Source organism: Ardenticatenales bacterium (assembly GCA_020634515.1).
In the GTDB taxonomy this organism is placed as follows: Bacteria; Chloroflexota; Anaerolineae; order Promineifilales; family Promineifilaceae; genus JAGVTM01.
The window spans coordinates 61181-83948 of the sequence record JACKBL010000007.1 but is presented as its reverse complement, the minus strand read 5'-3'; the positions used below and the strand labels follow the sequence as shown (position 1 = coordinate 83948).

Below are 22768 nucleotides of genomic sequence, written 5' to 3'. Positions count from 1 at the left end.
CCGCCCGCAACCAACCAAACTGCACCAACCGTGGAACACCCCATGCCTTCTTCTCTTGATTTGAGTATCGTCATCCCCGTCTTCAATGAAGCCCCCAACCTTTCCCCGCTGACGCAAGAACTGACGCAAGCGTTGGAACCAACCGGTCTGGCCTACGAAATCATCTTTGTCGATGACGGCAGCAGTGACGACAGTTTTGCCGTGTTGCAAAAACTTCAAGCGGAAGATGCGCGCCTGGTGCTGATTCGCTTCCGACGCAATTTTGGGCAGACGGCCGCTTTCGCCGCCGGATTTGATCACGCGCGCGGTCAGGTTGTGGTGACAATGGACGCGGATAGACAAAATGATCCTGCGGATGTGCCGGTATTGCTGGCAGCCCTCACTCCAGATGTCGATGTAGTAAACGGGTGGCGGCGGCACCGCCAGGACCCCTGGCTCTCCCGTAAGCTCCCCTCCCGTATTGCCAACAGCCTCATCGCCTACGGCACAGGCGTGCGCCTACGCGACCGCGGCTGCTCTTTGCGCGCCTTTCGCGCCGAAGTGGTGCGCGAACTACGCCTCTATGGAGAAATGCACCGCTTCATTCCCGAACTCGTCAGCCACGCCGGCTTCCGCATGGCCGAAGTCCCCGTGCATCATCGTCCACGAATTGCCGGCAAATCCAAATACGGTCTCTCACGCACCTTCCGCGTCATGCTGGACCTGATCACCATCCTCTTCCTGCGCCGCTATGGAGACCGCCCCATGCACCTGTTCGGCAGCCTCGGCCTCCTCTCCGGCGGCGCCGGTTTTCTCCTCGGCCTCTGGTTAAGCAGCGCGAAAATATGGGCCGGCATCCAGGGCGGCGCAGACGGCTTCCGCGCCTATCGTCTTAGCGAACGCCCGCTGCTGCTTCTAGCTGTGTTGCTTATAATCCTGGGGGTGCAGTTCCTGGTGATTGGCCTGCTTTCGGAACTACTGGTGCGCGTCTACTACGAAAGTCAAAACAAGCCCGTCTACCACATCCGCGACATCGTGCGCGCCTCGTCAGCCCGGCGTATGGCTACGGCAAACGCAGCCACGTCCGCGCCGCCTGAATAGCATCCCAACCCCCTTGCAACTGCTCGCGCCGCAGCAAAGATAGCGAAACCCACTCCGGGTGGGCCGGCGCGTCGGCATCGATCATCATGTAGGCAGCGCGGGGGCGACGCAACACGAAAAAGAGGGCGACCGAAAAACACACCGGCTCCTCCTCCGGGCAATTTTGGTCTTCTACGAATACAAGCGAACCAACTTCAGGGATAAATCCGGCTGCCAACCACGAAAGCTGGCGCACCGTTTGCGCGGGCGTTTCACCCACGGGCACAGTTCCCCCTGGCAGCCGCCACGCCCCATCCTCTTGCGGCAACAGCAAAACCCGGTCGTTTTCAATCAGGATGCCGTAAACGGCGGAACAAAGAGAATCGGATTCCCCGAAAGCATGTCGCGGACGCCCCATGACGTCAGACGAATGAAGCGAATACATACGATACCGTAGGTGTGACGGATCATCAGGAAAGCAGCCGTCTCGTCATCATGGACACATACACCGGCAACATGACGCCGCCCGCACTAGACGAGAGTGGCGGCCATGATTTCCTGGCGCAACATATCCACGTGGTCCGCCAGAGTTCCCAACACACCATTGATAAAACGAGGTGCGCTATCCGACCCATACGTTTTTGCCAGTTCCACGGCTTCGTTAATGGCAACCTTAATGGGTGTGTGAGTGTCCACCAGGAATTCGTAAATGGCGATACGCAGGATATTGCGATCGATGACGGCCATCTGATCCAGGGGCCATTCCGGGGCATAACGGACGATCAGACGATCCATAGGCTCCTGAAATTGCACCACACCCTGTACCAGGGCGCTGGCAAACTCGTTGCCCGCGGTCTCCATTTCTTCTTCCATCAGCCGACGCTGCAGCACCTCGCCGGCTGGATGTTCGGCAAGGTCAACCTCGTACAATGTTTCGAGCGCAATGCGCCTGGCACGCCGTCTTGTTTTCATGGCATCTCTTAAAGTACACAATAAGGAACCTCCAGGGTACGCCGCTCATTTGTGGCGACTGCCCGCGGCCCCTGGCTGCAAAACCAATCGCTTTCTTACGCAGCGTCGCCCTGCGCATAGATGACGTCCTCTACATGGACGTTCACCGCCTCTACCGGCAGCCCCACCATCTTGTCAATCGCTTCGGCAACCGCCGCCTGTAGATCGCGGCTGGTCTTCATGATGTCTACATGTGGCTGCATCAAAACAAAGATGTCAAAAATCAGTCGATCGTCATCCGTGACATGCAAGGTAATGCCTTCGGTGCGAGATGTGCGTCGAAAAGGCCGACCTTTCTCCGCGGGAGCAGTTGTTACTTTGTGGATGCCATCAACCCGCATGACGGCGTAGTGGGCGATCATGGTGAGTACGTCGGGCGCAACTTCAATACGACCCAGTAATTCCTTTTCTTCACTCATAGAACAGTTCCTATCCCGATAGCTTCTAATGATGCCGAAAGGTAACTACTAACGCTCTGTGGAGATTGGACCAATTTCACGCGCTCAATGTCCATTTTCACCAGAGAAAATTGGTTCAATCTGACTTGGGAACGGAAATTAAATAAGACAACGAAGTTGTTTCCTTACCGTTCCTTCAAACTGACGATGCCATTCCGTCCTTTATTTCATCGTCAGCCCTTAGCTCGACTTTGTACAAAACTCGAAATCGGAAATATTTCCAGAAAGCCTTGTAACCAGAGCGAGCAACTGATTTTTGTTTTTGCAACTTTACTCGAGTACGAATATTTGAACGTCGCACGAAAAGGGTGACATGCAAATATTTTTTAAATACAAACCACATAGTCGAGTACGGTTTGGAAGCAATCCGTTAGAAATGTACAAAGTCGAGCTTAGTAACCGTCCGAAAATAACTTTACACTTTTTACGGATGGTTACTGACAAGCTGTCCGCACATTTCCCCTAACTTAATTGCGGACAGCCACTTAGCAGTTACGCCGAAAGTTACTTACTGGCCGACCAGACGAAGAGCGTATTCGTCCGCCATATGGCAAGGCAGCCAAATCGGCAGCTTACATAGCCAGCCCGCCGTCAACGCGGATCACTTCGCCCGTGATGTAGGCGGCGCGATCAGAGGCAAGGAAAGTGGTCAGGTACGCGACTTCTTCCAGTTGACCAAAGCGGGCGAGGGGGATGATGTTGAGCGCCTGCTGTTTGTTGTCTTCGCTGAGGACATCGGTGAGCGCGGTGGGGAAGAATCCGGGAGCAATGGCGTTGACGGTGATGGCGCGGGGGGCGATTTCACGGGCGAGGGATTTGGTGAAGCCGATGATGCCGGCTTTGGAGGCGGCGTAGTTGGTCTGGCCACCCTGCCCGACGAGGGCAACGATAGAGGAGATGTTGATGATGCGCCCGCCTTGTTTGCGCCGCAGCATGGGGCGCAACACAGCTTTGCAGCAGTTGAACATGCTTTTCAGGTTGGTGTTGATGACGGTGTCCCAATCGTTTTCGCTCATCATCATGAGGAGTGTGTCACGGGTTGTGCCGGCATTATTCACTAACACATCAATCTGTCCATACGCGCCTAAGGTCTCCTTCACCAGCACCTGCGCCGCCGCAAAATCCCCCACATCCGCCTGCACGGCCATAGCCTCGCCCCCCGCCGCCACAATCGTGGACACCACTTCCTCCGCGGCGGCGGCGCTGCTGTTGTAATTGACAACCACCTTCGCCCCATTTGCCGCCAGATCAATGGCAATCGCGCGACCAATGCCGCGTGATGCCCCTGTTACCAATGCAACCCTACCTGCCATTATCAACGTTTATTCCTCAGTGGCGGGTGACGCTGCCGCCGTTTCAAACTTGACACGGTTACTTTGCCGGTGAATGCGCTTCACCAGACTCAATAATACATCGCCTGGCCCTACTTCCACAAATGTATCCACGCCCGCATTCACCAGGAATCCCACGCTTTCCGTCCAACGCACGGAGCCGGTCAACTGCGCCTCCAATTCAGCGCGAATTTCCGCGGCGGACGTGAGCGGCCGCGCGGAGACGTTGCCAATCACGGGGACCTGGGGCGGGGCAATGGGAGTGTCGGCCACCACGGCGGCAAACTCGGCGGCGGCGGTCCGCATCAGGGGGGAATGGGCGGCAATAGTGATCGGGAGCTTGACGACCTTGCGCGCTCCGGCGGTCTGGGCCAATTCCATTGCTCTATCTAAAGCTGATTCGTCGCCAGAGATCACAACCTGACCAGGGCAGTTGTCGTTGGCGACCTGGACGGGGCGGCCCGTTTCGTCACTGGCCTGCGCGCAGAGGATTTCGACCTGGGGGATGTTCAGGGCGAGAAGAGCGGCCATTGCCCCCGGATTTTGCGCGCCCGCCTGTTTCATTAAAGCGCCACGCCGCCGTACCAGGGCCAGGCCATCGGCAAAAGTGAGGCTGCCGGCGGCGGTGAGGGCGGAGAATTCGCCCAGGCTGTGCCCGGCCATGAAGCGCGGCTGCTCATACTCGTGGGCGCGCAGGGCAGCCAGCATGGCCAAACTGGTGACAAGCAGGGCGGGTTGTTGGTTAAACGTGTCGGTCAGGTCCGCTTCGGGACCGTGGAAGCAAAGCTGCGAGAGAGGAAAGCCCAGCAGCGCATCCGCCTGATCAAAAACAGCACGCGCAGCAGGCTCATGCGCATACAAATCATGACCCATACCCACATGCTGTGCCCCCTGTCCGGGGAAAAGATAGGCGATACTCACTTTTTAAGACCTCGGAAACAGTCGGGGAGCGACCAGCCGGATTCATTGGTGATTCGGGCTGGCGGCGGCGGTAGGTGCGTGGTTCAGGAAACGGGCGCACCCACTCCCACTGCCGCGCGAGAAGAAGAGGAGAGCAGTTTCTGGCACTGACTGTCCCACAGGAGGGCAGAGGGAGAAAAAGTGACGGCTATTCTTCAAATGCCGGCAATATCTGGCGACCCCGATACGTGCGGCAATGCGGGCACATATGGTGGGGGCGTTTCATTTCGCCGCAGTTGTCGCAGCGAACAAGGTGGAACGGCGTCAGGCTGTCATGAGCGCGACGGCGATTGCGTCGCGCTTTGGATATTTTTCGCTTCGGTAAAGCACCCATGTCAAATTCTCTCTCTTGTCCGTGGGCCGCTTGGCGCGCGCCCGCAATTTTCAGCATAAAAAACGCGGCACGACAGCCGCGTAACAAGCTAATTATAGCCATGCCCTCTGGTGTGTCAAGACAAATCCTCGCGGAACGGACCCGCTCCTCGTGGGCGCGATGAAACCGGCGTCATCCCTGATTCTGTCGAAAGTAGGCGACGCGCAACAGCGCGACAATACTCTTGGCGTCCCGCATCTGGCCGCTGAGGGCCATTTGCACAGCGGCGGTCAGCGGCATGGAAATGACCTCAATTTCCTCGTCCACATCCCCTGGCAGGGGATCGGGGGCGAGGTCCGTGGCCAGGAAAAGGGCCATGCGTTCATTGCTGAGGCCAGGGGCCAGCCAGATTTCACCTAGAGAGGTGAAGGAGTTGGCGCGGTAGCCCGTTTCTTCGCGCAGTTCTCGCTGGGCGCAGGCAAGCCAGGACTCGTCTGGGTGGCGTGTGCCGGCAGGAAGCTCCAAAATCACCTCGTCCAATGCCAGCCGGTACTGCCGTAGCAGCAATACCTGGTCGCCTTGCAGCGGAACCATCAGCACCGAGCCAGGATGGTCAATGATGCCCTTTTCCAGCGTTTGCCCATCAGGCAAAGTGATTTGCCGCAGGCAAAACTGCCAGGAAGGGCCATCCCACAAAACGCGGGCGGGGGAGTTGGAACGGGATGCGGGTGTCATGGCGTGTGGTCCGGGGTTTTTGCCGGCGGTAACGACTAACGCTCTCTGGAGATTGGACTAATTTCACGTGCTCAACGGCCATTTTTACCAGTGAAAATTGGTCCAATCTGGCTTAGGAAATGTCACGGGAGCGCGCGCGCCCTCTCCCGTAGAGACACCTACGGCGCGGGCGGAATACGAATTTCCTGCCCAACTTCCAGTGCATTGGGGTTCGCCAGGCCGTTGTACTGGGCCAATTCATCCACAGTGAAACCATACAGCAAGCCGATGCGGAACAGATTGTCGCCGGCAGCCACAATGTGAATGCGCTCTTCGCCCGCGGGCGGGGTAGTGGGCGCGCCCTCAGGTAGATTACCGCTCAGGGGGACGAGAATTTGGTCGCCCACGTCCAGCCGATTGGGATCCGTCAGGCTATTTGCCTGAATGAGGAGGTCCATGCTCACGCCATATTGCAGTGCAATGGAGTAGAGCGTTTCGCCGGACTGCACGGTATGTGTGACATCCGCCCGCGGCTCGTTCGTTTCGGCGGGAGGAGCCGTGGCATCACCGGTCGGCTCGCCCGTGTCCGTGGGGGCGGCTTCAGTTGGCGTTTCACCCGTGGGTGTCTCGCCAGTCGGTGTTTCGTCGGTGGGCGCTTCCACGCCCTGGTCCGCCGCGCCCGGTTCCGTCCCCTGGTCTCCGGTCGCCGGTTCGTCCGTGGGCGGGGTGGGCTGCACCAAAATGTCCGCGGGCTGCGTGGCCTGAGGGGCTTCTGGTGACTCCATCTGGCCTGAGTCCGGTCGCAGGGGGCGTTCACAGGCAGCCAGCAGCAGCGCCAACAAGGCCGTGACCAACAGCCCGGTAAGAGAATTCTTAATCGTCCGTTTCACAGTGGCCTCCAATGATAAGGAACGGAAATTTAATAAGACAACGAAGTTGTTTCCTTACCGTTCCTGCAAACTGACGATGCAATTCCGTACTTTATTTCATCGTCAGTCCTAATGGCTCAACCCCAGAACGGCGCGTTCACGGCGGGTGAACCAAACAGGATTTTGTGGTAACTGCTAAGTCAGATTGGACCAATTGCCTCTGGTGAAAATGACCATTGAGCGCGTGAAATTGGTCCAATCCCCAGAGAGCGTTAGTAGTTACATTTTGTGTATGAGAGATGCTGAAGTCGTTTCGCACGAACCCGTTGCGCGGGATGGTGAGGATACGCGGAACGCCGCGATGGGTTGCGGACGGTCTCACTCAACATAATGTAGTCTATCATAAGCTAAAATAAGCGTCAAGCGAGGCCACGAGGGGTCTGTGCGCGTTTTCTGAGGGAACAGGCTATAATTTGCCCTCGTGTATAGAATTGGCATTAACGCTCATTTGCTCTCTGGCGAGGCCGGGTATCGGCGGGCGGGCATTCACCATTACATGGCGCAGGTGCTACGGCATTTGCCGGCACTTCCCCACCTCCACTACACCATCTTCACCCGCGGCCAGGGAGATATTCCCACAGCGCACGGGCGCGCGTTCGTCTCCAGCCGCTGGCCCACCGAACGCCGCCTGGTGCGCATCGTCTGGGAGCAGACCGGCTGGCCGCTGGCCGCGTGGCGCGCGCGCCTGGACCTGCTACATGGCATGGCCTTCGCCACCCCCGTGTTGGCTCCGTGTCCGACCGTGGTCACGGTCTACGACTTGAGCTTCGTGCATTATCCGGACCGGTTTCCGGCGGCGCAACGGTTGTACTTGCTGGCGCAGACGCGGCGGTCGTGCCGGCATTCGCGGCGCGTCGTCGCCATATCGGCGGCAGGTCGCCAGGACATCCACGACGTGTTGGGCATCCCTCTGGCGCAAATCGACGTCGTATCGCCAGGGGTGGACGCCGCCTTCCGCCCATTGCCGGCGGCGGAGATAGCCGCCTTCCGCCGCGCCAAACAACTCCCCGACCGGTTCGTTTTGCACGTGGGCACGCTGCAACCCCGGAAGAACCTGCCCACGCTCATCCGCGCCTTCGCGCAAATGCGGGCGGCGGTGCATCTAAAGGATGTGCAGTTGGTGCTGGTCGGGGGGAAGGGCTGGTTTTATGACGAGATTTTCACGCAGGTGGAGGCGCTAGGTTTGCGGGAACAGGTACGTTTCACGGGATATGTTCCTGACGACGAATTGCCGCTTTGGTATAATGCCGGCACTTTACTCGCATTCCCCTCAGTATACGAAGGATTTGGCATGCCCATCCTTCAAGCCATGGCCTGCGGCACACCCGTCGTCGCCGCCGCCACCTCCGCCATCCCCGAAGTAACCGGGCCGGCGGCGCTCCACTTCGACCCACATGACGTCGCCGCATTGAGCGGCAACATGGCACGCCTATTGGACGACCCATCACTGGTTGCTATAATGCGCGCGCAAGGTCTGGCGCAGGCCCAACAGTTCACCTGGGAGCAGGCAGGGCAGCAAATGGTTGCCGTATACCAAAAAGCCTTGACGACAACATGAAGAACCGCTTCAACTTCCGCGTCGTTCGCCTGGTGACCATCCTCAGCGACGTCCTACTGGTCAATCTCGCCTTCATCGCCGCCTACGTGGTACGCTACAGGCTGGAGTGGATCCGGCCCGTCACCTTCTACGAACCCTACGGCAACTACATCGCGCAGCAAGCCCTGCTAACCCTGCTGATCATGCTCACATTCTCCCAGGCCAACGTCTGGACACGGCGGCGCGGAGAATTGTGGATAGACGAACTCGCCCGCGTCAGCTACAGCGCTGCCGCCGCCCTGGCCCTAATGACCATGATCACCTTCTTCTTGCAGCCGCTGGTCTTCTCGCGCCTGCTACTGATGTGGGCTTTTGTCTTCATCGTGGCCTTCATCAGCGTTGCCCGCCTGTTGCGCCGCCTCATCCTCAGCCTGCTCTACCAACGCGGCGTGGGCGTAGACCACGTCCTCATCATCGGCGCGGGGGAGGTCGGGCGCGGCGTGATCCGCACCTTGCTCGCCCGCCCCGACCTGGGCTACCGCGCCATTGGCTACCTGGACGACGGCAATAGCGAAAACAATCTTGGCTCCGGTCGTATTCCTCATCTCGGCTCCACCGGCGATTTGCCCCGCATTCTACAAGAGTGGCCGCGGGTTAACACCCTTTTCATTGCCCTGCCCGCTCGTATGCACGAACATACCATGCAGCTTGTGCGCCTGGCCTACGAATGGGGCGTGCATCCCCTGATTGTGCCCGATCTATTTGAGCTAAGCCTAAACCGGGTGCAGTTCACGAATATGATGGGTGTGCCCGTGTTCAGCGTGCGCAATCTGCGTATCAGCCGCGCCGGTCAACTGTTGAAGCGGCTGCTGGATTTAACGGTCGTCCTGCTGCTGGCGCTCCCCGTGCTGCTGGCGACCCTGCTCATCGCCATCCTGATCAAGCTGGATTCCCCCGGCCCCATTTTTTTTGCTCAGGAGCGTGTGGGAAAGGACGGCCGCCTCTTCCGCATGATCAAGTTCCGCTCCATGGTCATTGACGCCGAAGCGCAAAAAGCAGACCTGATGGCGCTCAATGACGCCTCCGGCCCCATCTTCAAAATCAAGAACGATCCGCGCCTGACGCGCGCCGGTCGCATCATCCGTCGATTGAGTCTGGACGAACTACCGCAGTTTTACAATGTGTTTCTGGGGGAAATGAGCCTGGTGGGGCCACGCCCGCCGCTGCCCGAAGAAGTGCGCCAGTATCAACCGTGGCACCGGCAGCGGCTGGCCGTCAAAGGGGGATTAACGGGACTGTGGCAGGTCAGCGGACGCTCCGACCTGACTTTTGATGAACAATGCCTGCTGGACATTTACTACATTGAGAACTGGTCGTTGAGCTTTGATCTGCGCTTGATCTTGCAGACGATTCCCTTCACCCTCTTTGGGCGTGGCGCCTACTAGCAACCGTCCGCAAACGACTTCATACTTCTTACGCACGGTTACTGCCAAGCTATCCGCGATAGCGGCTATCAAGGATAGTCGCTGTCCGCACATTTCCGCTAATTTAATTGCGGACAGCCACTTAGTAAACGTTCAAAAACAACTTAGTGATTTGCAGATTGGTTCAATCTGTGAGATTGAACCAATCTCCGTGAGGTTAATTCCGAACGGTTACTTAGGAGCCTGTCAACACACTTTCCAGGGTAACTGCTAAGGCAGATTGGACCAATTTTCTCTGGTGAAAATGGCCGTTGAGCGCGCAAAATTGGTCCAATCTTCAGACCGCTAGTCCCAACCCTCTTCATCGCTGACACTGGGCTGGTTCATTCCCACAACCTCGCCGTGATAGTTGATAATCACGCGAAAACCCATCATCCCCATCATATCGCGGGCCTGCACCGGAATACCCTGGCGCATGATCTCCTCAACGTTGACATTGCGAATGGAGGCATCAATGGCGGCTTTGGTGAACAAGTCGTCTTTGCCCATCAGGCGCAATGCCTGGTCTACGGCGATCTCCTTGTGATCTTGAAGTTGGTCAATGAAGACGTTCAGCACCTGCCGATCCACGTCCGCGGCAGGGATGTGGCGGTGAAAGCCGTTGTCGTCAATGACGTAGTGGGCTTCGCTGCCGACGAAAGCGGTGTCTACGAGGTGCTCGTCCTGGTCGTACACGAGTCCGGCAAACAGTGCCTGGTGTGACATAATGAATTCCTGTGAAATAGTTCGGCGCCTGGTTGTAATGGTTGGCGCAACGAAAAGGGATGTCTACGATGTCTTGTCTGTATCATCTTATACGCGCGGCACGCAGGCAAGTAACAGGCGGTTTGTAGGCGGAATTTGCGGCGCGGTTCATGAATTTCTCAGAATCAGGAGAGAGGTGGGGGCATTTCGTGCCGGCATTATCCCATGTGCTATAATCCGATATGTTTGGCAGATCGCCTGCCCAGAAACTATCGTACAACACCACGGGAAAAAACCTTGTTCAGACCACTCGACTACCTTCTTGGTCTCTTTTCACTAGATATTGGCATTGACCTGGGAACCGCAAACACCCTCGTCTACATCCGTGATCGGGGCATCGTCATCAACGAACCCTCCTGGGTAGCGATCAACAAACGCACGCGGCGGCCCCTGGCCATCGGCGCGGAAGCCCGCGAAATGGTAGGCCGCACCCCCAGCGACATCGTCGCCATTCGTCCCCTCCGCGACGGCGTTATCTCCGAATTCGAGATCACCGAAGCGATGCTGCAATACTTCATCAACAAGGCGCACGAGCAAATGATCGTGCCCTTCCCCCGCCCGCGCGTCGTCGTGGGCGTCCCCAGCGGCGTCACGGAAGTGGAAAAACGCGCCGTCTACGACGCCGCCATCTCCGCCGGCGCCCGCGAAGCACACCTCATCGAAGAACCCATGGCCGCGGCCATCGGCGCCAGCCTGCCCATCATTGAATCCCGCGGCAGCATGATCGTGGACATTGGCGGCGGCACAACGGAAGTTGCCGTCTTCGCCATGGGCGGCATCGTCACCAGCCGCTCCATCCGTGTAGCCGGCGATGAGATGGACGAAGACATTATCCAATACGCCCGCAGCAAATACAACCTCCTCATTGGCGAACGCATGGCCGAGCGCGTCAAAATCGGCATTGGCTCCGCCTTCCCCCTGCCCGAAGAACGCACCATGACCCTGCGCGGGCGCAACCTGATTAACGGCCTACCCCAAGCCGTAGAAATCAGCAGCATTGAACTGCGCGAAGCCATGTCCCCCTCCATCAACATCATCGTAGACACCGTGCGCGACGCCATTGATGAAACCCCGCCGGAACTCGTGGCGGACCTGATGGAAGTGGGCGTCTGCCTGGCCGGCGGCGGGGCACAAATTCAAGGATTGGCGGACCGCATCGAAGATGCCATCAAAATGCGCGTCTGGGTGGCGGAAGATTCCATGACCTGCGTGGCACGGGGCGCGGGTCGCGTTCTGGAGAACCTGGAAAACTACCGCCGCGTTCTTGTGGGTCTGGACCGCAACAGCACGCACCATTGATGCCATCTTGCCCCGCGAACAGGGCGGGCAGCCTACCTGTCCTGAAAATCAACGACAAAAGTCTCAAACCAGCTTTGACATCCATACGCCCGGCCACTTTTGTCGTCTTTCATCCCATTGAAGGCAACCCCCTTTGTGGCGTGCCGTGCGACGAAGGGCTTTGACAAGCTCGAGCCACGAGAGGGTTAGCAGTTACAAACCATGAATCTGAATGAAGCGCAACAACGCATTCGGGGGGGCGTTATTGCCGTCCTGATTGGGCTGGCAATCGTCTTCATGGTGTTGGACAGCACAGGCAATCTGGAGGGGCTGTTTTCCTTTGTACGCGACCCCATTTCCGTCCTCATGCAATGGACGTCGGGGGGCACGGATACCGTTGCGGAAGCCCTTTCCGGTCCGCGCGACCTCCAGGCTGCGGCGCAGGAAATAAACACGCTGCAAGCGCAAATTGACACCCTCCTACGGGAAAACGCCCAATTGCGCGAGGACCTGGGCACATATCGGCAGCTTGAAGACCTTTTCGCCCGCGCCAGTGAAACGCCTGAATTTCAGCGCGTGCTGGCTTCCGTCATTGCCTACAACACCAGCCCCTACTTCCAGAGCATCATTATCGACAAAGGTTCCGCCGATGGCGTGGTTGTGGGCATGCCGGTGGAGGCCGCACGCGGGCTGGTAGGCCAGGTGTTTCGCACTTCGCCACACGCAGCACAGGTGCTGCTGGTCAGCGACAACATCAGCAGTATTCCCGCCCGCCTGGTGGATTCGCGCGCCACGGGTCTGCTGCGCGGCGGCGGGCTGGGCGGTTCCATGGCGTTGAACTGGATCGATCTGGAAGCACCGGTGATGTTGGATGAAATCGTGGTCACGTCTGGGTTAGGCGGGCGCTTCCCCCCCGATCTCGTTATCGGGCGCGTCATTGAAGTGCAACGCGGCGAAGCGGAACTGCACCAGCGCGCCATCGTGCAACCCACGGTAAACTTTGACTCTCTGGAGGAGGTGTTCGTGATCACCGATTTTCAACCGACAGACACGACACTTTTCGATCAACTTCCCGACTCGTAAAAGAGGCGGGTTTGCGGGTTTGCAAGTCCGCAAGTACGCGAGTGAACTTGCCCCTCACCCTTTGCCCCTCGCCATGCGCTGGAGTAACTACGTTTCCCTTCCTTTGATGGCCGTCTTGCTGCTGATGCAAGCGTCGGTGCTGCCGCGCGTGCCGCTCTTGGGATTTACGCCGCAGGTGCTGCTATTGGTCGTCATCTGTTGGACGCTGCTACGCGGGTTGGAGATGGGGTGCGTGTGGGCGTTTGTTGCCGGCATTTTCCTCGATCTCTTCTCCGTGGCCCCCATGGGTTCTACGGCACTGACATTCATGGCCGTCGTCTTTGTGGTCGTGGGCATCCAGAAGGCGCTGCCGGAGAATCGCTTTTTCGTCCCCCTGGTAACAGGTGCTGCCGGCACTTTCGCCTACCTTCTCTTGAACTTTCTACTCCTACGCCTGCTTGGCTTCCCCCTGCCTTGGGCCGCCGCTTCCACCCTCGCCCCCCTCATCCTGCTCCACAGCCTCCTCATTTTGCCCATTTTCTGGATCAGCTACGGACTGGACCAACTTTCCCGTCCCCGGCGCGTGCAGATTTAGCTCATTGGTCACCGCTTAGGACTGACGATGAAATAAAGTACGGAATTGCATCGTCAGTTTGAAGGAACGGCAAGGAAACAACTTCGTTGTCTTATTTAATTCCGTTCCTTAGCCCGCTGCCTGAACCTGTCGCGGGCAACATAGACTTCAACACGCCTGGCCCACGAAAGGGTTAGCCATTACGTTCAGTGAGAAAGAACCATGTCCCGAATTGGCTGGGAACGCCCCGAAGACCGAGAAGACCTCCCCGACGACCGCGGATTGCGTGGCCGACTCTTCTTCCTGCGCATCTTCATGGTCATCATCCTGGGTGGGTTGCTCTACCGCGTCATCTGGCTACAACAAACCCAGGGGCAAGACCTGCAAGCCCAGGCGCAAGAAAACCGGTTTGCCGTCCTCACCACCAACCCCCCGCGCGGCGTCATCTTTGACCGCAACGGTGAGCCACTGGCGGAAAATATTCCCAGCTTCAACGTCACCATAACCGAAGCGTTTCTGCCTACGGACGAGGCCGAACGGGAAGCGATTTTTGCCCGCCTCTCGCTCCTCACGGGCGTCCCCATCACCAACACCGTGCAGCAAGAAGCGCTTGTTCAGGGAGCCGACCCTACTATCGTAGGTACATACAGCCGCCTGTCACAGTTATTTAACGCCCCCGTCAATGAAACCCTCGACCTGGCGGGCATCGTTCCACAACTGCCGGACAGCATTGCGGGGCTGGTAGAAACGTACAGCTTCGCCCCCAATGTGCCTTTTGTCATTACCCGCAGCATCCCGATCACAATGGCTTACGAAGTGGAACTGGAAAGTCCATTTCTCCCTGGGGTGCGGGTTATTGAAGAACCCATCCGCCGCTATCCATCCGGCGACTACACCGCCCACATTATCGGCTACATGGGGCCTATTCCCGACGAATCCTACCTGGATCGGTATGAGCGAGACGACCGTGTGGGTTGGGCCGGATTGGAATATGCCATGGAAGATATGCTGGCCGGGACCAAAGGCGAAAGACAGATTGAAGTGGACTGGCGTGGACGCGAACTGCGCCAGATTGGTCTGGAAGTGCCCCCACAAGCAGGCTACAACCTCTATTTGACCCTGGATGTGGAACTGCAAAAGCAAGTCTACCAGATTCTGGAGGAGTGGATGCAGCGCCGGCGCGAAACACCAGACACGGACCCCATCACAGGGGAAAAGCACAGCGTGGAAGTAGAGCAAGGCGCCGTCGTTGTGTTGAACCCCAACACAGGCGAAATCCTGGCCCTGGCAAACATCCCCACTTTCGACAACAACCGTTTTTCCACGGAAGTCCCCGTTGATTACTACCTCAGCCTGGCGCGTAACGATTACACGCCGTTGGTCAACCATGCCATCAGCGGGCAATATCCGCCGGGTTCCACTTTCAAGCTGGTAACGGCGGCGGCGGCGATGCAGTACGGTGTCATATCCCCTTCGCGCGCACTCTTCGATCCGGGCAGCATCACCGTCCCGAACCGTTTTGCGCCGCTGGACCCCGGTCGGGCGCAGCGCTTTGTGTGCTGGAATCTTGAAGGGCACGGGGCCATGAACATGGTGCTGGCGATTGCGAATTCCTGCGACGTGTATTTCTACAAGGTGGCCGGCGGTTTTAACCAGGATGGCGAAGTCGTGGACGCAGTAGGGGTGGATCGGTTGCATGATATGGCCGTGCAGTGGGGGTTTGGACGCACACAGGGGCTGGAATTGCCGCTGGAGTCGCCGGGAAATATTCCCACGCAAGCGTGGAAGCGCCAGACGCAGGGTGAGCCGTGGTCCACGGGCGATGATTACAATATGGCTATTGGGCAGGGATTTGTGACGTCCACGCCGCTGCAAGTGGCGCAAATGGCGGCGATTGTGGCGAATAAGGGTTTCTTGTACCAGCCAACGATTATCCACCATGTAACGGATGGTCAGGGGAATATCGTACAGGATTTTGAGCCTGTGGTGTTGAATGCCGTCGATGTGGATCGAAATTATCTGGATGTCATTGCGGAAGGGATGCGGCTGGTCAATCACCGTGAGGAACAGGCGGATGGGAGCATTAAGACGTTTGGTACGGCGGGATCGGTGGAATGGTTGGATCAGTATGGGATTGTGAGTGCCGGCAAAACCGGAACCGCCGAATACTGTGATAACATCGCCATTGAGCGCCGCTGGTGCAAAGAAGGCCAGATTTTGCCCACCCATTCCTGGTACGTGGGGTACGCCCCTTTTGATAATCCGGAAATCGTGGTCGCGGCGTTCATCTTCAACGGCGGCGAAGGCTCTGCCTGGTCCGCGCCTATTGTGCGGGATGTGATGGAAGCCTATTTCCATGTGGGCAAGTTTGCGCCCACGGAAGAGGGAGAATGAGCAGTTGAGAGAGGATGGTCGGCAGTTGGCGGTGTGGTTGGCTGTTGACGGTTGTTTTGTGCTATCATCCCATCATCATGGCAACTATCATTCTGATACGACACGGACAAAACGATTGGGTTAAGGAAGGTCGCCTCGCGGGTTGGATTCCGGGGGTGCATTTGAACGATGCCGGCATTCAGCAAGCAACGGACACCGCGGCAAGATTAGGGCAGCTCCCCATCCGCGCCGTCTACAGCAGCCCCATTGACCGCTGCATGGAAACAGCCACCATCATCGCCGCGACCTGGCAGTTGGACGTCATTCCACTGGAAGCCATCGGCGAAGTGCGCTACGGCGAATGGGAAGGGGAAAAAATCAAGGAATTAGCCAAAACGAAAACATGGCACACCGTGCAGTATTTCCCCAGCCGGATGCGCTTTCCCGGCGGCGAATCATTTTGCGAGGTGCAGCAGCGCGCCGTTAACGCCCTGGAAACGTTGAGTCTGCGCCACGAAGAGGATATGATTGTGGTCGTCTCGCACGCGGACGTGATCAAACTGCTGCTGGCGCATTATCTCGGCATCCACATTGACCTGTTTCAGCGCATCGCCGTGGCTCCCGCATCCGTCAGCGTGCTGCACCTGCTGGAAAACGGCGCGGTGCGGGTTGAGCGCGTCAATGATGATGGACCGCTGCGCCCCCCGCCGGCAAAACCCGCGGCGGAAACGGGCGAGACAGAACCCAGCGCCACGGCAAATGAGCATGAGGACCCGTTACAATCTGTGGGAGAGAAGGTGTAATGGCACAGCACCTGGAACTAAATCCCGTTTCACACCTGACGATTGGCACAATTGGCGTTCCCGGCCAGCGCGTTTTTTATTTGCAAGGCAGCCAGGGAACAAACGTTATCTCGTTGGTCATTGAGAAACAACAGGCAGCCGTGGTCGCCGGCGGTTTTGAGGAACTGCTGGAGGATTTGCAGCGCCGCTTTCCGCGGGCGCAGCGGGACGCCACCGAGTCGGTGTGGATGGATTTGCGGCTGCGCGAACCGGTGGAGCCACTGTTTCGCGTGGGCAATATCGGCCTCGGTTACAACGAAGATTTGAACCGCATTGTGTTGGTGGCGTATGCGCTGGTGGACGAAGAAGAAGAGGAGCCTGATGTCGTCAGCTTCTGGGCCACGCGCGCCCAAATTAAGGCGTTGGTCCCGCATACGCGGGAAGTGGTCAAGGCAGGACGCCCCATCTGCGGCAATTGCGGGCAACCAATAGACCCTTCAGGCCATTTCTGCCCCCGACGGAACGGTTATCATAAGTAGGGGATCGGGTGAATTGGCGCGTCGGTTGCCCCCAATCATGGTGCGTCCTCGGGGCAACGTGGAGGAGAGAAAATCAGCCGCGCGGTGCATGAACAACATGACGCCGGATCGTGGCTACTTTAGTGAGCATCCAGCATTTAGTCTCCCCAAGATTGGTTCATTCTTGAAGAATGGTAACTGCCACGCCAGATTGGACCAATAGGGCACATCCGTTAACAGAGTTGGAATTGACGGATGCGCTGGAAGGGTTCTTGCTTGATAGATAGTCCAAAGTTAATTTTGGGCGAACCCTTAGCCCAGTAGTGAAGCAATTATGCCGGCAAAAATACTCATCATTGACGATCATGAACCAACCCGTTCCCTGATTGAATCCATCCTTTCGCGCCAGGGCTATTACACCGTCACCGCCCCTTCCGGCGCGGAGGGCCTGGAAGCCGCCGCCGCCGAGGACCCCGACCTGGTGTTGTTGGACCTGACAATGCCGGGCATGAATGGGTACGAGGTATGCCGGCATCTACGCGCCCAACAACACAACCGGCACACCCCCATCATCATGTTCACCGCCAAATCATTGGCGACGGACAAGTTGGATGGATTTAATGCCGGTGCGGACGATTACCTGACCAAACCAACCTCCCCCGGCGAACTGCTGCGCCGCGTCGCCACCCTCCTCCGTCGCGCCACCGGAGGTCCTCCGGCACATAGCGGCGAGGCCGCCCAGGCATCCATAATCAACCAGGACATTGAGCCACTAGACGCCGCGCCCATCAGCGAACCAATCGACGGCTACACGGACAACCCGGAACAACCCGCCTCCGCCAGTGAACCTGGCTGCCTGCTGACCATCATCGGCGCGCGCGGCGGCTGCGGAACCACAACCCTGGCCATCAACCTCGCCGCCACCCTCGCCGCCCAGGGTCGCCCCACGACCCTGGTGGACCTGGATATGAACCAGGGGCATGTGTCCGTCTATCTAAAACAAAAGCTGACCACGGGCTTGAATAGTCTGGCCGCATTAGAAGGTGCAGACCTGACGCGGCAGGTAGGGCAAGAGCTGCTGCCGCTGGGAGACAATCTGCGGATACTACTCTGCCAGCCCAACCTCGACGGCAGACTGCCATTGCTCTACCCGCGGCAGGTCAAACACCTGCTGCAAACGCTGCGCCTGATGGGGCAATGCGTTGTGGTAGACGCCGGGCGTGGCCTGAACCAACTGGCGCAGGCGGCGCTCTCCCTGGCAAATGAAGTTTTGCTCTGCTCCCGCCCGGAGCGCGTGTCTTTGACGGCGGCCAAGCAGCTTCTACCGCTGATCACGTCCGCGCCGTATCCGGGCCGGCTCAATGTCATCCTCATGGACTTCCGCGAACGCAGCACACTGCCGCAAAGCGCCATTGAGCACTTTCTGGCGCATGAGGTGCGGCAAGTGGTGCGCGTGAATGATTACAAGCTGGCGCACGCCGTCAACAGCGGCCTGCCCCTGGTACACGCCTACCCCGACGCGGAAACGATGGCTTCGTTTCGCCAGTTGTGCCGGCATTTAGCGCTGACCTGATCGGGACGCCGACCTGCTACACAAACCTATGTCCGACGACACCCTTACGCCCATATTGGAACTGCTGCGGCAAGGCGAACTCTCTTCCGAAGGGCTGCTCCCATGGAGCTCCAACTACACCTTTCTCATGCGCGTTTGCGGCGCGGATGAAGAAATCCAGGCAGTCTACAAACCGCGCCGGGGCGAGCGCCCACTATGGGATTTTCCATCAGGCACGCTCTGTTCCCGCGAGTGCGCCGCGTTTATCCTCAGCCAGGCCGCCGGCTGGCATCTGGTGCCGCCCACGGTGCTGCGGCGTGGGCCGCAGGGCGTGGGATCATTGCAATGGTTTGTGCCGCACAACCCGGAGGAGCATTATTTCACGTTTGAGGGACAGTTTCCCGATCAGGTACAGCGGATGGTGCTGTTTGATGTGTTGGTGAACAACGCAGATCGCAAAAGCGGACATGTGCTGTTGGGGGAGAGCAACCGCCTGTGGGGGATTGACCACGGGATTTGCTTTCACACGGATTACAAACTGCGCACGGTGATTTGGGAATATGCCGGCATACCCATCCCCCCAGACCAACTCGCCGAACTCGCCGAACTCCAGCAAACCCTGGCCCTCTCTCAACCGCTGCGCCACGAACTGGCGCAGCACCTCCGCCCAGAAGAAATAACCGCCATCGAAAACCGCCTGGCGCAGTTGTTGCAAGCAGGCAAATTCCCGGAGCCTGGCCCGGGCCGCCATTACCCCTGGCCCCTGGTATAATAGACGTAACTATTCAGGTATGCCGTTTTCACCCTCACCCCAGCCCGCTCCCTGGCAGGGGGAGGGCCAGGGTGGGGGTAGTCACTGAGGACTGACGATGAAATATAGTACGGAATGGCATCGTCAGTTTGAAGGAACGGTAAGGAAACAACTTCGTTGCCTTATTTGATTTCCGTTCCTTAATTGCGGACAGCCACGAATAGACATTGCCGGGCCATAGACCCGACAGATCGACGAGGAAAACGGGTGAACAGCAACGAGCAAAAAATCAAGCAAACCGCGTCGCTGTTACGCAAAGCCACGCACGCCGTCGCCCTCACCGGTGCCGGCATCAGCACCCCCTCCGGCATCCCTGACTTCCGCAGCCCCAGCTCCGGCCTCTGGTCCCACGCCGACCCCTTCCAGGTCGCCACCATCTACGCCTTCAAACAACGCCCCCAGGACTTCTACGACTGGATCCGCCCGCTCACCCAACTCATGTTGGACGCCACCCCCAACCCCGCCCACATTGCCCTGGCCCAACTGGAAGCCCACGGACCGCTAAAAAGCGTCATCACGCAAAACATCGACCTGCTGCACACGCGCGCCGGCTCGCAAACCGTCTACGAACTGCACGGACACATCCGCGAGATGACGTGCATCCGCTGCTATCACGTATTCGACGCCGCCCCCTACCTCCAGGACGTTCTCACCCAAGAGCGCGTCCCCCACTGCCCTGCTTGCGGCGGCGTCCTCAAACCTAACGTCATCCTCTTTGGCGAACAACTGCCGGTGCGAGTCTTCAACGAGGCGCGGAAGGAATCGCGCACATGCGACCTGATGCTCATCATCGGCACATCGCTGGAAGTGGAACCGGCCGCCAATCTCCCCCTACTGGCGCGGGAAACGGGCGCGCATCTGGTCATTATCAACGAAAGCGCCACCTATATGGATAGCCACGCCGATGTGGTCATCCGCGCCGACGTGGCGGACATCTTGCCCCAGATAACGGCAGCTTTTCTTTCGCACGCAACTGAGCCATGAGCCAATGAAAATTGAATGGAGCCATTATGACCTTTCCCCCACCGACAACGACTGCCGCGTCTAACGGATTAGCCGTCGTAGAAGCGACGCAGTTAAAACGCCTGATCGAAATCGCCATCCAACTGAGTTCCACGCTAGAGCTGAAACAACTGCTACACCTCGTCATTCACAGCGTCGTCGAACTGACGGAAACGGAAGTCGCCTCCATCTTACTGATGGACAAACAAACAGGCGAACTGCATTTCGTCGCCGCTACCAACGAGACGCGCGTACACAACGTGGTTGTACCGCTAAATAGCATTGCCGGCTGGATTGTGCTAAACGGCAAACCCCTCATCCTGGAGGACGTGCAATCAGACCCCCGCTTCTATGCGGGTGTCGATGATGTTATCGGTTTTCGCACCCGCTCTCTGTTGGGTGTACCGCTGATGAACAAGGGAGAAGTCATTGGCGTGTTGGAGGCGATCAACAAGCATCACGACAAACCGTTTTCGGAACAGGATGCGGCCCTGTTGATGGCGCTGGCGTCGCAGGCAGCCGTGGCTATCGAAAATGCCCGCCTCTTTCAGCAATCAGACCTGATCGCGGAGATTTTGCATGAGTTCAAAACCCCGTTGATGACAATTATCGCCGCCAGCGAAATGCTGCAACAGGGGAGACTGCCTGAGGAAACCAACCGGCAGTTGATTGGGATGGTCTACCAGGAGTCAGGGCGATTGTCACAGATGACGCGGGATTTTCTCGATTGGGCGCACCTGGAATCGGGGCGGATGCACCTGGCGCAGGAAAACGTGGAAATCCCCCCCCTGATAGGCGATGTCATACAGGCCACGCAGGCAGGAGCTGCCGGCATGAACGTGACCATCACCAGCGCGCTTCCACCAGATACACCCCCTCTAATCGGCGACCGGGAGCGACTGCGCCAGGTCCTCCTCAACCTCGTCACCAACGCCATCAAATACAATCGGCGTGGCGGTCAGGTCCGTATTACCGTCAGCCAGCAAGAGCAAGAACTGCTGCTCAGCATCAGCGACTCAGGCCATGGCATCCCCGCGGCACACCTGCCCCATTTGTTTGAGCGATTCTACCGCGTACCGGGCAACGAAGGCATCGAAGGCAGTGGTCTGGGCCTCTCCATCTCACAAAAAATCGTGCAGGAGCACGGCGGCCAGATTGAAGTCAGGAGCCGGGAAGGAGAAGGATCGACCTTCACCTGTCGCTTGCCGCTTCCCGCGTAAGACGCATTCACCTGAACTCGTCAGAATTGAGGAACGGCGCGGCGGCGGTGAACAGTGCACCTGTCATCAAGCGCTGCCGCCGGCGAATCATGCAAGGAGATAGACACGAAACGATGAACAAAGAACGCGTAATTGTTATTGGTTCCGGGCCTGCCGGCCTCACCGCCGCGCTGTACACGGCGCGGGCAAACTTGAATCCACTCGTGATCGTGGGCAGCCAATTGGGCGGCCAGATTTCGCTCACCTATGAGGTGGAAAATTACCCAGGCTTCCCCGAGGGCACAACCGGCCCTGAACTGGTGGAAATGATGCAGAAACAGGCGGAGCGGTTCGGCACGCGATATGAGTACGATGAAGTGGTAGCGGTTGATTTCAACAATGGCTCCCCGTTCTACATCAAAACGCACAACAAGGAATTCATGGCGGAGGCCGTGATCGTGACGGCGGGGGCGTCGCCGCGCCGCCTGGGCATTCCCGGCGAGGAGGCGTACATTGGGCGCGGCGTTAGCTATTGCGCCACCTGCGACGGCTTTTTCTTCCGCGGCAAGGATGTGGTGGTGGTTGGCGGTGGTGACAGCGCCCTGGAAGAGGGGCTTTTTCTGACGAAATTCGCCAACAATGTGCGGATTGTCCACCGCCGCGACGAACTGCGCGCCGGGCCGATGCTGCAAAAACGCGCCCAGGCGAATGATAAGCTCTCGTTTGTGTGGGATACGGTGGTGGATGAAATTGCCGGCAATGGCGTCGTCCAACAACTTAAGACAACCAACGTCAAGACGGGCGAAAAGGGCCAACTGGATACCGATGGCGTCTTCATCTTCATCGGACACTATCCCAACAGCAAATTCCTGGAAGGCCAACTGGCCATGGACGAACACGGCTACGTGATCACGGATGAATTGATGCGCACCAGTGTGCCCGGCGTCTTTGCCGCCGGCGAAATTCAGGATGCGGTGTATCGCCAGATTGCCACGTCCGTAGGCCAGGGGTGCGCGGCGGCCATGCAGACGGAAAAGTGGCTCAGCGAGCGGGAGTGAGTCGTGAGCGGCGGGTGAG

At 58.2% G+C, this 22768-nt stretch carries 23 protein-coding genes; 14 read left to right on the top strand and 9 right to left on the bottom strand.

What is annotated here, in order from left to right:
• Positions 1-42 precede the first annotated feature (42 nt).
• Positions 43-1080: a glycosyltransferase family 2 protein gene (locus H6650_17945; protein MCB8953892.1), complete on the top strand. Its 1038-nt coding sequence runs from the start codon at positions 43-45 to the stop codon at positions 1078-1080.
• Here the strand turns inward: H6650_17945 and H6650_17940 are convergent.
• The 8 genes from H6650_17940 to H6650_17905 all read right to left on the bottom strand — a co-directional run bounded on the left by H6650_17940 (position 1043) and on the right by H6650_17905 (position 6736).
• Positions 1043-1504 (bottom strand): hypothetical protein, encoded by a 462-nt coding sequence (locus tag H6650_17940; protein MCB8953891.1) that lies wholly within the window; start codon positions 1502-1504, stop codon positions 1043-1045. The genes H6650_17945 and H6650_17940 overlap by 38 nt on opposite strands.
• Positions 1505-1590: 86 nt before the next feature.
• Positions 1591-2031 carry a transcription antitermination factor NusB gene (gene nusB / locus H6650_17935; GenBank protein MCB8953890.1) on the bottom strand — a complete coding sequence of 147 codons (441 nt, stop codon included), beginning with the start codon at positions 2029-2031 and terminating at the stop codon, positions 1591-1593.
• Between the two features lie 95 nt (positions 2032-2126).
• Entirely contained in the window at positions 2127-2489 is a 363-nt protein-coding gene (locus tag H6650_17930; GenBank protein MCB8953889.1) for an Asp23/Gls24 family envelope stress response protein, read from the bottom strand.
• A gap of 611 nt (positions 2490-3100) precedes the next feature.
• A complete protein-coding gene (gene fabG, locus H6650_17925) occupies positions 3101-3841 on the bottom strand; it encodes a 3-oxoacyl-[acyl-carrier-protein] reductase (GenBank protein MCB8953888.1) in 741 nt (246 codons plus the stop codon).
• Positions 3842-3850: 9 nt separating this feature from the next.
• Positions 3851-4732, bottom strand: a complete 882-nt coding sequence (gene fabD / locus H6650_17920) for an ACP S-malonyltransferase (protein MCB8953887.1) — start codon at positions 4730-4732, stop codon at positions 3851-3853.
• Positions 4733-4967: 235 nt separating this feature from the next.
• Positions 4968-5153, bottom strand: a complete 186-nt coding sequence (rpmF, locus tag H6650_17915) for a 50S ribosomal protein L32 (GenBank protein ID MCB8953886.1) — start codon at positions 5151-5153, stop codon at positions 4968-4970.
• 171 nt (positions 5154-5324) lie between these two features.
• Positions 5325-5867 carry an NUDIX hydrolase gene (locus H6650_17910; protein ID MCB8953885.1) on the bottom strand — a complete coding sequence of 181 codons (543 nt, stop codon included), beginning with the start codon at positions 5865-5867 and terminating at the stop codon, positions 5325-5327.
• A 158-nt stretch (positions 5868-6025) separates the two neighbouring features.
• On the bottom strand, positions 6026-6736 hold the full coding sequence (locus H6650_17905; protein MCB8953884.1) for a LysM peptidoglycan-binding domain-containing protein: 711 nt from the start codon (positions 6734-6736) through the stop codon (positions 6026-6028).
• Positions 6737-7196: 460 nt separating this feature from the next.
• Between H6650_17905 and H6650_17900 the strand changes: the two genes are divergently transcribed.
• Both H6650_17900 and H6650_17895 read left to right on the top strand, forming a co-directional pair.
• Positions 7197-8333 (top strand): glycosyltransferase family 4 protein, encoded by a 1137-nt coding sequence (locus tag H6650_17900; GenBank protein MCB8953883.1) that lies wholly within the window; start codon positions 7197-7199, stop codon positions 8331-8333.
• Positions 8330-9757, top strand: coding sequence for a sugar transferase (locus H6650_17895; GenBank protein MCB8953882.1), 1428 nt, complete (start codon positions 8330-8332; stop codon positions 9755-9757). Before H6650_17900 ends, H6650_17895 begins: the two co-directional genes overlap by 4 nt.
• A gap of 324 nt (positions 9758-10081) precedes the next feature.
• Here H6650_17895 and H6650_17890 read toward each other — a convergent pair whose 3' ends face one another.
• Positions 10082-10501: a hypothetical protein gene (locus tag H6650_17890; GenBank protein ID MCB8953881.1), complete on the bottom strand. Its 420-nt coding sequence runs from the start codon at positions 10499-10501 to the stop codon at positions 10082-10084.
• A 204-nt stretch (positions 10502-10705) separates the two neighbouring features.
• On the opposite strand from H6650_17890, the gene H6650_17885 reads away from it, so the two are divergent.
• The 11 genes from H6650_17885 (at position 10706) to trxB (ending at position 22749) form a co-directional block, all read left to right on the top strand.
• The gene (locus tag H6650_17885; protein ID MCB8953880.1) at positions 10706-11839 is read left to right on the top strand and encodes a rod shape-determining protein; all 1134 of its coding nucleotides are present in this window, start codon (positions 10706-10708) and stop codon (positions 11837-11839) included.
• Between the two features lie 201 nt (positions 11840-12040).
• Positions 12041-12901: a rod shape-determining protein MreC gene (gene mreC / locus H6650_17880; GenBank protein MCB8953879.1), complete on the top strand. Its 861-nt coding sequence runs from the start codon at positions 12041-12043 to the stop codon at positions 12899-12901.
• Between the two features lie 19 nt (positions 12902-12920).
• Entirely contained in the window at positions 12921-13475 is a 555-nt protein-coding gene (mreD, locus tag H6650_17875; protein MCB8953878.1) for a rod shape-determining protein MreD, read from the top strand.
• Positions 13476-13676: 201 nt separating this feature from the next.
• Positions 13677-15848 carry a penicillin-binding protein 2 gene (gene mrdA, locus H6650_17870; protein ID MCB8953877.1) on the top strand — a complete coding sequence of 724 codons (2172 nt, stop codon included), beginning with the start codon at positions 13677-13679 and terminating at the stop codon, positions 15846-15848.
• A 77-nt stretch (positions 15849-15925) separates the two neighbouring features.
• Positions 15926-16630 (top strand): MSMEG_4193 family putative phosphomutase, encoded by a 705-nt coding sequence (locus tag H6650_17865; protein ID MCB8953876.1) that lies wholly within the window; start codon positions 15926-15928, stop codon positions 16628-16630.
• Positions 16630-17148, top strand: coding sequence for a DUF3090 domain-containing protein (locus tag H6650_17860; GenBank protein MCB8953875.1), 519 nt, complete (start codon positions 16630-16632; stop codon positions 17146-17148). Before H6650_17865 ends, H6650_17860 begins: the two co-directional genes overlap by 1 nt.
• Positions 17149-17461: 313 nt before the next feature.
• Positions 17462-18700: a response regulator gene (locus H6650_17855; GenBank protein MCB8953874.1), complete on the top strand. Its 1239-nt coding sequence runs from the start codon at positions 17462-17464 to the stop codon at positions 18698-18700.
• 28 nt (positions 18701-18728) lie between these two features.
• A complete protein-coding gene (locus H6650_17850; protein ID MCB8953873.1) occupies positions 18729-19451 on the top strand; it encodes an SCO1664 family protein in 723 nt (240 codons plus the stop codon).
• A gap of 246 nt (positions 19452-19697) precedes the next feature.
• A complete protein-coding gene (locus H6650_17845; GenBank protein MCB8953872.1) occupies positions 19698-20474 on the top strand; it encodes an NAD-dependent deacylase in 777 nt (258 codons plus the stop codon).
• A 26-nt stretch (positions 20475-20500) separates the two neighbouring features.
• Positions 20501-21712 (top strand): GAF domain-containing sensor histidine kinase, encoded by a 1212-nt coding sequence (locus tag H6650_17840; GenBank protein ID MCB8953871.1) that lies wholly within the window; start codon positions 20501-20503, stop codon positions 21710-21712.
• A gap of 113 nt (positions 21713-21825) precedes the next feature.
• Positions 21826-22749: a thioredoxin-disulfide reductase gene (gene trxB / locus H6650_17835; protein MCB8953870.1), complete on the top strand. Its 924-nt coding sequence runs from the start codon at positions 21826-21828 to the stop codon at positions 22747-22749.
• Positions 22750-22768: the final 19 nt, after the last annotated feature.